At 36.5% G+C, this 13,607-nt stretch carries 8 protein-coding genes and 1 pseudogene; 2 read left to right on the forward strand and 7 right to left on the reverse strand.

Translation table 11 applies throughout. The features are described from left to right. The first annotated feature begins 2 nt into the window (after nt 1-2). The gene (locus BVC89_RS07220) at nt 3-2,864 is read left to right on the forward strand and encodes an FAD-dependent oxidoreductase (RefSeq protein WP_086930542.1); all 2,862 of its coding nucleotides are present in this window, start codon (nt 3-5) and stop codon (nt 2,862-2,864) included. A gap of 495 nt (nt 2,865-3,359) precedes the next feature. On the opposite strand, the gene BVC89_RS07225 is transcribed toward BVC89_RS07220, so the two are convergent. From BVC89_RS07225 to BVC89_RS07240, 4 genes and pseudogenes are all read right to left on the reverse strand, one after another. Then, a complete protein-coding gene (locus BVC89_RS07225; RefSeq protein ID WP_086930543.1) occupies nt 3,360-3,740 on the reverse strand; it encodes a hypothetical protein in 381 nt (126 codons plus the stop codon). A gap of 1,183 nt (nt 3,741-4,923) precedes the next feature. Continuing rightward, nucleotides 4,924-5,520: pseudogene (locus BVC89_RS30060) on the reverse strand (helix-turn-helix domain-containing protein); the annotation flags it as partial. A gap of 116 nt (nt 5,521-5,636) precedes the next feature. Beyond that, on the reverse strand, nt 5,637-8,519 hold the full coding sequence (locus tag BVC89_RS07235; RefSeq protein WP_158657826.1) for a S8 family peptidase: 2,883 nt from the start codon (nt 8,517-8,519) through the stop codon (nt 5,637-5,639). An 800-nt stretch (nt 8,520-9,319) separates the two neighbouring features. Beyond that, nucleotides 9,320-10,051, reverse strand: coding sequence for a hypothetical protein (locus BVC89_RS07240; RefSeq protein ID WP_086930545.1), 732 nt, complete (start codon nt 10,049-10,051; stop codon nt 9,320-9,322). 683 nt (nt 10,052-10,734) lie between these two features. Here BVC89_RS07240 and BVC89_RS07245 point away from each other — a divergent pair. Further along, complete coding sequence (locus BVC89_RS07245; RefSeq protein WP_086930546.1) at nt 10,735-11,004, forward strand: hypothetical protein; 270 nt, start codon at nt 10,735-10,737, stop codon at nt 11,002-11,004. An 81-nt stretch (nt 11,005-11,085) separates the two neighbouring features. On the opposite strand, the gene BVC89_RS07250 is transcribed toward BVC89_RS07245, so the two are convergent. The 3 genes from BVC89_RS07250 to BVC89_RS07260 are packed head-to-tail and all read right to left on the reverse strand — an operon-like array spanning nt 11,086 to nt 13,203. After that, the gene (locus BVC89_RS07250; RefSeq protein WP_103654241.1) at nt 11,086-11,721 is read right to left on the reverse strand and encodes a hypothetical protein; all 636 of its coding nucleotides are present in this window, start codon (nt 11,719-11,721) and stop codon (nt 11,086-11,088) included. An 8-nt stretch (nt 11,722-11,729) separates the two neighbouring features. Next, complete coding sequence (locus BVC89_RS07255) at nt 11,730-12,740, reverse strand: ImmA/IrrE family metallo-endopeptidase (RefSeq protein ID WP_158657827.1); 1,011 nt, start codon at nt 12,738-12,740, stop codon at nt 11,730-11,732. Further along, entirely contained in the window at nt 12,667-13,203 is a 537-nt protein-coding gene (locus tag BVC89_RS07260) for an RHS repeat domain-containing protein (RefSeq protein ID WP_086930549.1), read from the reverse strand. Before BVC89_RS07260 ends, BVC89_RS07255 begins: the two co-directional genes overlap by 74 nt. Between the last annotated feature and the right edge of the window lie 404 nt (nt 13,204-13,607).

The raw sequence follows: 13,607 nt of genomic DNA on the forward strand, positions 1-13,607 counted from the left end.
ATTTGTTACAAAAAATATCTGACTATAAAGCATACGGACATTCTGTTAACTATGCAGGAGCAACCACTAATCCATTGGCGGATGCTATCTCTACATGTGCTAAACCGCAATTATCTATCGAAGCCGACACCCAAGGACTTATTAATGCGAAAGTCGTTATAAATTCATTGCCCGATACGAGCGTGAGTACAGCGATGAAAAGGAGTAAATCTCTGTCGGATATTAAATATTTTACGCCTTTAAATAACAACATAAGATCAGAGTCTACTCACTATCTTTTACAAGACAGTTCTGACTACCAATCGACGGCTAAGATTAATAACCTGATTATGCCGAAAAACGCTTATCCGACGAAGTTTCAAAAAAAGGATATCGGTATAATTGGAGGGGGGTTTGCCGGCTGTTTATCTGCGATCCAAATGTCTCGAGCTGGACATAATGTAACAATTTATGAAAAAAACGGTCTTTTAGAAGGAGCGAGTAAAATCCCAGCACATTTGTACGGTGGTGGTCCTGGTTATAGTCATTTGCCAGCTAAAGAAAGAGATGAAATTTTTTTATCTAGTCTAGAATTTGCTAAAATTTTACCCGATGCAATGAATAATCGACCAACAATATTCGCATTGAAGAAGAATGATTCCCGGACTGCTGAAATGTTGGTATCTGCTTCTGAGCGCCAAGCTTCACTTTATAAATCTAAAGTTCAGGAAGATTATTCAAATAAAGTGTTTGGTGATGTCGATAAATATTATAAATCGTATACGAAAGAAGATATTTTAAAATTGAGAACTGAATCAAATAAGTTGTCAGGAAATGATGAATGGGTTCGTCAGTGGTCTAAACAACTAGATGCTAATGTTATAGACGAGTTACAATGGCCGATTGCACTTGTCCATGAACCAGGTATAAACGTTCAGCGAGCTAAAGTTTCTATAAGAAATGAGCTACAAAATGTAGATATCAAAGAAAACACTTTCGTCGAACCTAGTAATGTTCAGGAAAAGCATATCCCGGGAAAGCCAAAAAAAGTACAAGTTACCGATCATGATAAAAAGAAAGAGTTTGATTATTTGATTAATGCGAGTGGAATTAATACTGGGAAGTTTGATGATAAACTAAATTCTTCTGCCCAGAGATCCATTGATATTAAATATGCCGGTGCTATTACAAGCCATCAGGACATGTCAAATTTTCCCCAGTCTTACATTATGGGTAAGCCTATGGTTCATATTACTCCATATGGTGCTTCGGGTTGTGTTTTAAATGTTACGAATGAAGATGGTACCTATGTAAAAAATGGTAAGATTTCTGCTGCTCCAGGCCAATCATCCCCAGATGTACCGGAACAATTTCTTCAAGAATTGAATGGTGATGTATCGCCTAGCTCTCAGCGTAGAGTTAATAATATGTTGCTGCATTTGTCCGATTTGATGCCAAATATTGCTGGTGCCTCTACTCGAGTTACAGCTATACCGGGGTACGTCCCAATTCCAGGTACAGATTTAAAATCACGCAGTGGTGCAATACGTGTAGGAGAAAGTAGTGCAACAATAATTTCTCCAAAAGCAACTAGCTCGCTCGAAGGTAAACCTATACCGTATCGTATTTCTGTCGGGTCGCGGTTTGAAATTCCTTTACCTTCTAACCTTTCTAAGTTAATACATAATAAATCCAATCTTCATGATATAGATCGTCAAGTGGAAGCTAATGTTAAGAAAGATAAGTTACCTACAGATTTCGGACATACTTATGATAGTAATCAAAGACGTGTATCTAAGTTGGATAAATTTAAGCTACCAGATGGCGCTTCTATATTGAATGTTGAGCCATCGTTAGATGGAACTGTATCTAGTATTAAGCAAGCTTATCGTGATGCACACGGTGTTGAATCGATAATTATTGGAGAAGAAACATTCAAGGAAATAAAAAAGTTAGGTACAGGTTTTGGAGGGGAAGCATTTTTATTTGAGAACCCGGATAATCAAAATAAAATCGTAGTGAAAAAGTATTTTCAATACAGATCGGTAGAAAGTAAAGGAGACATGGATAAAAATATACCCGTTGACCCAAAAAAGCGTGAAGAGCTAATGAAAATACAGATAGAGGATTTTACAACGGAAAAAAAAGCACTTGAAGAAATTAATAAGCTAGCATCTCCATATATATGTGATTATGCAGGGTTCGGAACTGTAGAAGGCAGAGGTTATATGGCTTTACCATTCTATAATGGAGGATCAGTAAGAAATTTACTTGAAAAGTTGGATTCATTTGAGCGTAGTGGTGAAATCTCTCAACGAGATCGAACAACGATTGCAAAATTTATCATTTCACAAGTATCTGAAGGACTTAAATTTATGGATGGTAAAGCTGTGCATAGAGATTTAAAACCCGATAATATATTACTGCAATTAGATCCTGAAATTGCTTCAAGGAAAGCAAAAGTTATTAGTAAGATCGCAGATTTTGGAACTACGGCGATAGAAAAAGCACCTACTGATACAGTGGTGACTACTCCTCATTACAAATCACCAGCATATATAGCCGCTGATAAAAATGGGGGCCACGGGTTACATGATAATCATCAAGATATATGGTCACTAGGTATAAGTGCTATTGAACTTGCCTATGGTCACCGTCCTTTTGACGGAAACCTGCCAGAAGACGAGCAAAAAATCTATGATAGTATAGAAAAGTATGCAGAATCTAGAGATGATAGTATGCTGGGCCTAAAAGGGAGTTCAATAGACAGTTGGATTAAAAAAGCCCTAGATCCTAGCTGTACCTTTAAAGATTTGGATAAGCTATTGGAAATAACGGAAGATGAGAAAGATAAAGCTAAAAAATTAATAAAAAAACTTATTTAGAAGAGGTATTCTGTTATTGATATTAAATATTTAAGCTCGTCTGTGGTATATTTTTTGTCCCTTCTAATATAACATGATGAGGTGAGTGAATATATATAAAGATTAATACCTTGTGGTTTTAATATGTCAATGTCGCCCCTCATGTGAAAAAGATTTTATAGGAAGAGAAGTTTAAGTGGATGATTGTTTTTCTAACGGGGCAGATAATTATTATTGTGGAATAATTTTACTTTTAGGTAGTCGAATATAAATTTTTGATGTCCAAAATTAAGGCAAACAGTAGCTAATCATTTTAGTTTTGAATTGCAAAGGAACTCAAAGATTTTACGATGGATGGCAATATCATAACTAAAGAATGAGATACAAAGCTTGGATATCATATTAGTAAGTTTAATCCACACTTATGAAGAAGTGTTACTATGGTAATAACACTTCTTTTAAATTTAATAATAAACTAAAAACGTAAACTGTGTTGTATGGTCAACATAGTTTACGTCAAAATTTTTCTTGTATTGTTCCTGCAAGAGTGCCTAGGAATGAGTCATTAACAATACTTACACCTTCGCTGTGACTTGTCATAACTACTCTTCTAACACCTCTAAAATTCACGATCCGAGCTAACCGTGCTGTTGGAAAAGCTGCGACCAAAACTGATTCCGTAAATGTCTCCTCAGCAATATCATTTAGTGATACTCCATTCACTGTCCAGTCTCCGAATGTCCAAGTAAGATTTCTTGCAGAGTCATCTAGGTAACTAATTTTTAAAACTTCAAAATTATCCGTGCTAACTTCTGCGAAATAAAAACAATTATTATGGGCGTCACAAATAGTATTATCTGGATCATTTAAATCAAACTCAGGTATGGTTGCCAGCACTGATTCGACTTCTGCTCTAGTATCGCCTACTGATATTCCTATTGGTAGTGATTTTCCTGGTTCAAAAACTCCCTGTGTAATATCTGCAAAGCTAAGTTGACTAAAAAATAAAGAGGCACCGATAATAGCGGAAAAGCAAGTATGTTTAATATTTATTTTGGTTTTACCGATTGTTGTGTGTGAAAAATTATTATTAAATTATATATGTTTTTTTTAATACTTAATTCTATAAAAGTGAGAGCTAACTATCATCTCATAAAAAATTAATACGACTTTTTAAAATATTTTTTATTTATTGTCATTTTAATGCGCCTTAAAACTTCCAGTATTTAGAATGTAGCTGAAAAAAATTATTTATTAAAATAAGGTTATGAAAGTAAAAAGGTGTTAAATGCCAAAGCATAATGTTTTTCAATGTATTGTTAATAGTGTATATAGTGTATATAAATAATCTCATCTTTCTCGCTGCTATTAATTATATTGTCGAGCTATGCTTAAGGGCGAAATCCTGTGCGTATAAATTTATGTAGCTTTCTTATTGGGTGGCATGTGTTGTTGCATTAAAGAAAGATAACATGTTTATTTACCGAAATATTATACAAGGCCTTATGTTTTGGCCCTTTAGTTTTAGGTGGCTGAATTTCAATTTCATACCTCCAAAATTTAAAAAATACGCACCTGATTATTTTAATCTTAAATGGAATTGGTCGACACTAGAAATAAGGGAGTAGGTATTGATCGCTTAAGCCAATCTATTATCTATATGCTCATAACACCTGGCGGAGAGCAGAACAGTTAGACGCAACTACGAATCTCAATTATATGAAATTATTGACGCGTCTATTAATAGTAATCCACAAATAGTTATTGATATTTATGCAGCAACTGTAGAGGGTTCTTGTCAATGGGTAGCACTACTTATATTAAACCGTATAAAATTAAAAAAGTCATCAATAGGTGAAACTACTCTATTTTTAGATGATGAATAAAAATCAGATTAACAATTTCTTACTTAAGAAAAGATTATTATTTAATGTATGATATGGTTTAATATCATTGGTTTAGAAAAGTTACCTGTGCCTAATATTGTTGAGATATCAAATTTAGAAACTATTCTGGAAAATATGGGTGTGCAGACTGAGGGAACTTTAACTTTGGTATGCAACTGAATGCTAAACATTATAACCAATGTATTACAAGGTGTTCGAATATAGCACACTTTTCCTTGATATATTTTGTTTTTATTACACTATTCCACCTAGTCATCCAGATCTCACTGTAACTCATTGACCCATGTATCTAGCTTTGTTCTGAATGTGATCCGATAAAATTTTTTCAAAATTGCCTTCTTAAAACGGTAAAATATCACCTTTTTTGGGTGACATCACTTTTGCCTTAGTATGATCAATCTCATAAATCGGTAGCAGGGAACCATAGTAGCTGACGCGGCCATAATACTCTGTATCATTATCCGTCAATATGGGTGGTACCGATAATTCATGATGCCTTAACAATGGGAGCAGTTAATACACTCCCAGCTTTTGACCTCCTTTTTTAGTTTGTTAATCGGCAGAATCAACGTGATTCTTCATACTCAGTGTGCGTCGGTTGTTATTATTCAGTTGATTAAGGTCGTCGTCTTCAGAAAGTTTTTGTTAGCGGTAAGATGTATTAAGTGATACGCCCATCACTTTACAGGTTTTAGCCAAATTACTTAATTCTTGTGCTAGATTAAGTAAACCGATTTTGTGTTTTATAGTAGGTTGTTAGTATGCAACATGAGAGTTACCTTTGTTTTGATTTAAGATTCGTACCTTTATCAAAACGGGTAACTCTCTATTTTTCAAAGAAATATGTCAGATATGGTCGTGGTCAGACCAGTCTATACGCACTAAATTATCTGACTAACGAGCGACGCCCTTTTTTCTCAGTGGGTGTTAGCCAAAGGCTTTCTCCAGAACCACTGACTTTTATCGAAGCCGCTTGTTGTGGCTTTATGGTAATTGAAGGTTCTGCAAATTTCACCTGTTTTGTTAAATCTATTTTTCCACCAACAAAGCCTTCTTCGTTTAAAACAGAGCGATCTCTAATACGAATTCTATAATTGAAACTCGTATCCCCTTTTTTCATAAAGTCCTGAGGAATTGCAAACCTTATAATGGAGTTATTAAAAGCGGGGTATGCAGGGCTAAAGAAAAATTCATTTTCCGTTACCAAATCTTCAACTTTCACGGCAAAATCATTACCTTCTTCTCCGAAATATGATAGGTGAGCTACGCTTACTAAGAAGTCGTCGTTACCATCTTCATCATGATCGATTAACATATCTAAGGCTTTTGTCCCGAAGCTTGCCCAATCGTTACTAGCGTTAACACCGATCAATATAGCTTGATCACTAATACTATGAAAACCGATACTTTTTATAGAGTTAACATCTTCTACATTTTTGTCTTGTGTTAGCGATAATGTATAGGGATACGCTATAGCATCGCCAAAGGCATCGTTACGGAGTGTTACTATATCGCCGTGTTGGCTGAAGTTTAGGCGTGATGCAGCTCTAATCACTGCCATATAGCCCACTCGCATAACTTCGTCACCGCTATTTATGACAAACCAACCATCCACTTCATTTCTCATAATATTTTGTATACCATGCGCATTAATATGCAAGTTCACTGGAATTTTTTGAGTACTACCTGCGCTGACATATACTTCATTATTGATACTTATTGAGACAACATCCCCAGGTAAAGTTTGATTTGGTTCATGGTGAATGGTATAGCGTTTCCCTGTGTCGGACATATTAGTGATGGTGAGATAACGAGTAGCTGAAGCATTGTATTCGGGATTAACAAAACCAAAACCAATGCCACCCGGATAAGCATAACTTGAAGCTTGAAGTGCTTTCTCTATATTGATAACACCCGTTCCCTGCAAACTTAAAGGTGGACTTGCTTCGGGGACGTTAAGTACTTTTGCCGGTGTACTAGTATTTTGAATGATAGCTTTAATTGCAGAGGGCTTTAAATTAGGGAATTTTTCTTTCAATAAAGCTACCATACCAGCCACTTGCGGTGAAGCCATAGAAGTACCAGATAACACCTCGGTTTTATCGCCAGAACGAGCCCGCGTAGAATTTATATTAAATCCTGGTGCAGAAATATCTGGTTTAAAAAGCCCAGTAGCCCCTGGGCCTCTAGAACTAAAATCTGAAATTATATTGTCATCGGCTTCGTAAAGTTTGACATTTGTTTTTGCCAGTTCAGCTCTAACTTTATTACTACCTAACTCGTTAATCAATAGTGAGGCATCTTGTGATGAGATCATTAATGTAGGAATTTTTACTACACTATCACCTTCTAGTTCCTGTGGCAGATTCGATAATGTACTTGCAAACACAACGGCATCGGCCTTCGCTTGTAAGGCATGTCTCAACTTAACATTGAGTTGGCAATTTTTTGTATCTGCAGAAATCATGGCTATTTTATTTGTCAGGGAGTTCTTTAACTTGGAACATCCATCAAAAGGTATTGCCATTGTGATATCACCCACAATAATCTTATCCAACGCTGGTGCCAGTGTTTTGTCGGCATAGGTTGCAAAAAACTCAAAACGCTTTCCAGAATCAGATATTAACGGTACAAACATCTTGGGTACGTTACCAGGTACGCTGGAAGCAACTACAATAGAGTCTTCAACTGCAACACCAATATTACTGATGTCGTAACGCACATTATTACCAGAATTACCTGCGGCGAGGACAACAGAAACACCACTGTCCACAGCATTTTTTATAGCTACGGTTGCAGGACCAAATAAATCACCGAATGGTTCTCCCAAGCTCAAGTTAATAACGTCAGCTGAATCACTCATATCGCCATCCTGATTTGGATCTATTGCCAATTCTATAGCATTAGCGACCTTATTGAAGAATCCTTCATCTGTGTCCGAGTCCTCATTATCAGAACCCACTTTATAGCCCATCAAACTTGCTCCCGGAGCGATACCTGGAGCGATTATTCCTTCGATACCATTTCCCGCAGCAATCCCGGCAACATGGGTTCCGTGTCCATCAAAATCCATTGGGTCTTGATCAGGTTTTGGCCCCTCATCGCCTTTAACATCACCAACAAAGTCATAGCCAGCGATTACTCTCTGAGTGGGAAAAGAATCCGGTTCTAATATATTAGGATCATTATTTAAATAGCTACCGTCACCAGAAAAATCTTTATGCGTGTAATCAAGTCCTGAATCAATTATGGCAATTACCTGACCCTTCCCTGTAATACCAGTTGCGTGGGCACGATCTCCACCAACCCAAGAAGTGCTATGATCGCGATAGAACTTTACTTTCTGTTTAGCAATGATAGATTTAATGCCAGGGTTTTTGCTTAATGATAAAATTTCATCTTCCTTAGCATAAACACTAAAACCTACATCTGTTAATACCACAGCGTCACTCGTCTCTAAACCCTGAGATTCGAATTCTGCCATTTTGTCTGCAACTAGCTTCTTAAGTTGGTTAGCATATTCTACTTTTCTTTGAGATGTTACGATTGCCGCGTTTTTCTCATGGTTTTTCGTCCATGGAATAAGTGGAAGTACATTTAAACGTACAAAATATTCTCTAGTACTTCGTACAGTTTTATTCGTTTTTCTTTCACTATTGAATTTTTTCTTTTCAACTTGATCGTTAATAGCATGTGCATCATGGGTCTGCAATACAGTGCAGCATATGGCGGCTGCAGGTAGAATCTTTTTACATATTTTAAAAAGCATATAATAAGCTCTCATAAAAAATTCGAAATATTAAAAATAGATGTTAAAACAGGTTAACAGCAGCAAGATGATATAAAACTAAACTGAACCGAGTATGAACAATAAACTTTTTTAGATTAAAATTTTGTAATAAAAATGAAGTATAAACTAATTAGCTTTCAAAAAATAAATTAACGCAGAGCGCAAAGATATTTAGATTGAAGTATGTTTTTATATGCTTAACCAATTAGTAGAATATAAGAATGTGTAACAGGCTGTATCTAGAGAATAACATTTTGTTACACTGCCAGTGCGATTTATTAAGAAATTTTTATGGCTGTCAGATAAAGATACCTGTGTAAGACTTCTTTATTCTCTCTGTTTTATTACTTTACACTTATACTGCTAACTTGGGGAAATACCTTCTGCAGTGGCAGCCTTGGAGTTTGAGCGGTGTTTTTTTCTGAGGTTGGTAAGCTTGAGATAGCGGTACTAATATTTTCTAAGTACAAAAAAGATAATACACAAGAAATTTTCCTATTATTAAAATAATCTTTTATACGCTGGTGATTATATTCTTTAATCGGAGGTAAGGGTATGAAGTTAAAGGCGAACAATTTTTTTGGACACCGCGCCTTGCTAACATAATTCGATACCCGAGTTAAATCGGATATCGAAGAGGACACCCTATATATGAGGAAACCCTATATATGAGTAAAAACTATCTTTGTTTGTAGGCATAAGGATAAATTATTGTATTTTTTAGTATCGAATTTATACTCGATTATAGTGAAGAAAATAATTTTGGTTGCCCAATATCATCATTTGCGAGCAGGTTTAAATACTTGCATATATGCAGTTGGGTCTTGTGGTACTATGGTTGCTTGCATTGTCTTTTTATCCGTTCTGAGCACAGATGGGCCATGGCTTGGTGCATGTACGTTTCTTCGTGTCATGTTGGCCAAACTTTGAGCTATTGAAGGGCCTCCATTAGCGCCCTTAATAGTAGAATTACATACCCCTATTTCTATAGAGCTACCTCTTGAAGATGCTGGGGAGGGAAGCTTATTTTTGACAGCGACTGAAAACTCTAAGGGGCTATATTCAATTATTTTGTCTTTATCTTTAATCTTTACTACGCCCTCTTTTTTTTGCTGAACTTCATCGGATCGTCTCCCGTGAGCAAAAACAGACCTTCTTTTACTCTTATTTCTTACTCCGTAAGTATCGAGTAGTGTTTTTGTTCTATCCATTGCTGGGTCTTCACCATCATCTTTTGAAAAAACCATATGACGATTATCTTTACCATGTAACGATGCGAAACTTTCTAAATTTGGTCGTGTATCCTCACGCCTTTTCTTGTGTGGCCCAGTTGCATATCCAACTTCATAGCCTGCCTGCTCAATCAAGTTGCTTTTTGCAATACCAAATAACGCTGTAGCCACTTCAACTTTTGGCTTGAAGTTTAATATGGATGGTTGGCTTCCGTTGGTTATATTTTTTCCGGACTGTGGGCATGTAGAAAAATTACTTATTGTGTTTCTTAAAATCAATTAATTAGCTCCTGAAAATTATGATTAATTTAATTATCAAGTTATACAATTAACATTATAAAAATTAGACAATTTATAAAGTTAAGTATCTTTAATAAGTTATTCCATGGGTAGTTAAATGAATTAAAAAGTTCGGTTTTTAGCCGCGAGATCTTGGTGGGGAAGGCTAGTTAAAAGATTTGATGGTAATTTTGCGTGTTGTTAGGAGTAGTATTAGGTATATATTATATAGTTAACTTAAATACTGTTTTTGTTTTATTTTTATAGTTTAATATTTGCTGTTATTTTCTCACTCGAACATCGTATGGCTCTTAAAAAATGTTACCTTTGATAATTTCATTCACTATGGTATTTCGATTTTCAAAATCAATGATAAAATTAGTAAAACATTCTTCGAACGTCTGAGATCTTTTTTGAGAATACAAAATAATCATTTGGTTTAGGTGGGTGTCAAGCCCGCTGGGTTTAGCTGGCAGTAGAAATTATTGAGTGGTTCGCGGTTAGTAGATTTTCACTATTATATTCAAGTTCGTACATTTTTCTTTGTATGACTTTTTCATTTGTTTTTGTTTCGTATTCCTATATCTTTGTTTTTTCCGTTTTTGGTTATTATATTAAGATATATATGACGCTCATCGCTATAGACTTAGCGGTGCCCTGGCCACTAAAAAAGCTCATCTTCTATGCTCGTAACACTCGCACACATGACGATACCCAACTCTCTCAAATTCATAATGCAGGTCTTTAGCGGTAAGATGGGTGGCGGTTTCACTACGGCGCGTGAGTGCATGGTATATAAATACTTTGCGGTAGCCGCTGATCACATCTTCAACATTTTGCAGCACACCAAGGTGAGTGCCAGTGGTGCTATTTTTGTAGATCCAAGTGGTATTAATACACTAATGAAAATCAGGGTGAGAGGTAATTTTTGGGGGTTAATATGTGATAAGTGAGACGTAAGACAAAATGTAAGAGGTAAAAATAAAAAGCCCTAGATAAAAGTCTAGGGCTTAATATGGTTGGCTTGTTTATCGTTAATTATGTGTATCGTATATCTTTGCGGCATTTCTTGATACTAAAACGTCATTGAACTCTACTCGTTTATCTACAAATAAGACTTCTCGCCTATAAAGGTTTGTACCATCAAGTATAATTAAGTCATGTTTAAAACCTTTATCCGTCACAACCTTATTGAAGTAGGAGCTCTGATCTTTTGGCACAAACTTTTCCAGCAACCATTTGTCTGCATTGGCAGGCGTTTTTATTATTTTGAAAATTCTATATTGAGGCCTTGTAAGATTTAAAATATCTTCAGTCAGGCATTCATCAGGTTGATATAAAAATTGGCTTTTTTTCTTTAGGAGTACATCATTAAGAACAGAAATGCTTTCTGTCACGATCCCAAAATACTCTGCATCAAAATAAAAAACAAACCCTGGAATTCTCTCGTAGTCTTCGCCAAATGCTAAAACCTCATAAAAGCCTTCAATTTTAAGGCACCCCAACTTAAATTTCTTTATTTCATAATTATCATAAGAACTTACAAACTCAAGGAAGCTTGACCTATTTTTTAGTTCATTTAATTTAGACCCTATTAAATCATCAGCGAATAAATCTGTGCATTGGAAATATGCAAATAAAAAAAGCATTTGTTTAAATATATTTATCATATAAGCTCTCAATCTACCCCATTAGCCCTATCCCAAGAATTTCCATAATAGTCGACATAGGAACCAAAACGATTATTTATTTTCCCATTATAGTAACTGGGGATTAAGTAATCTGTTCTTTGTTGAATATTCATCCCAAGAAAAGCATCTACATTAACTGGCACTGGAGGAAAACTTAGGCTTTCAAACTTACCTAGCTGTTTATAAATTTCTGCGGCATACGCTGTTGCTGCTGCTTCATTTCTTATCCTTACATCAATGTATCTTTGACGGTTAGGCTCTCTTCTAGCACCTCTTGTAACATTAATATTATTTGCATGTTGGTAAACATGCCCTAACTCATGAGCGAATGTTTTAAGGGCAGCACCTAAAGTCCTCGAAGTTCGCCTATTAACTATAATAGTATTTTCACTTAGATCATATTTACTTGATGTAGTTTTGTCGTTGACAATTTCGACGTTAACTTTCAAACTACTCATTAACTTACGAGCAAATTCAGACTCCGAAGATACTCTTACAATATCATCGGCAGTCCAATCCATAGACAGATCCGAAACACCGCCAGTTTGTGGCGCTAGGGGGGCTGTGGTCTCTCCCCGAATCCCAGCCCTAACAGCCCAAACGAACGCAGCACTTCCCGCTCCATTTGCAAACTTCCCTCCTGTTGCTTTGGAAATTGTACCACTAAGCATGATACTGCCAAGGCCTTTTAATATGTTATTCGCCGTTTCGTTGGCGACTGGCGCGAGTTTCCCTCCTAGCGCTGTGCCAACACCGGCGCTAATAAATCCATGCCCAAATTTGCCGTTATTGAGCAGGCTGGTAATACCGCCGGCCACAGCGACTTTAAGCAGTCCCGTCCAGGAAAATTCTTCAGCGAGAAATGAGGAGGTGATACTGGCTGATATATAACTGCTGACTGCCGACAAAGCGATATCCCCTAAATTACCATCGGCAATGGCGGCATCCAACGCACCAAACATTCCTGCAAGCGCAGGCAAACAGGCTTGACAAGACACAGCCACGATCGCCGTTAATGTAGCTATATCGGTTATAACTTTGCGTATTACTTGCTGCTTGAATAAACGGATCAGCTTGCATAAAACGGCCGAGTCTTGGATCGTAGATGCGGCCATTCATATGAATTAAGCCCACCGCATCCAAATGCTCGTGCATGGTAAAACCCCGCGTAATAGGGGAGGTGACCACCAGCGTATTAAAATCACTTAACGCGTTATCCATTAAGGTCGACCAATCCAACGCCGCACGTTTTTGTCCCCACGCATCAAAGCTAAAGACTAAATCGCGTCCGCTATTATCTTGCGCAATAGTGCCCATTGCATTGGTAATTACATCCAACGATCCCAAGTGATCTTTATGGAGGTATTGAGTGTCTTGATTAACACGTGTACCTGATGCATCCAATTTAATGGTGACTAAAGCCCCACCAGGAAGATAGCGTTTAATACTTTGAGTGCCCAAGCAGCAAGTGGCTTAAAACAAAACGGGCGTGGACATCAAAGAGGAATATCATTCTTCTTCTATTGACGACTTCACCCGGTCTTTTTAATGCTCGCTGCGCTAGCATTAAAACAAACATCATGAAGGGGCGAACCCCCTTTTTTTTCGACTTCTCGTTATCAAAAATAGTTATCCACAAAGGTTATGATGCGAGTGTGGAAAGAAGTATGATAATAATGTGGTACTGCTATTTTAGTGTACGATAGTAATGGGGTAATACTGTGCATTTATACGGCAATCGTATGATGAATAATTTGGTTCAAAGTATGAGAGTAAAGTGGGACGCTACACCTAACTAAAATTGTGGAGTTAGTCCACCGCTTACTTATTTTTAACACATACTACGACCAACAAATTGGCCAAAA

This window comes from Agarilytica rhodophyticola (assembly GCF_002157225.2).
In the GTDB taxonomy this organism is placed as follows: domain Bacteria; phylum Pseudomonadota; class Gammaproteobacteria; order Pseudomonadales; family Cellvibrionaceae; genus Agarilytica; species Agarilytica rhodophyticola.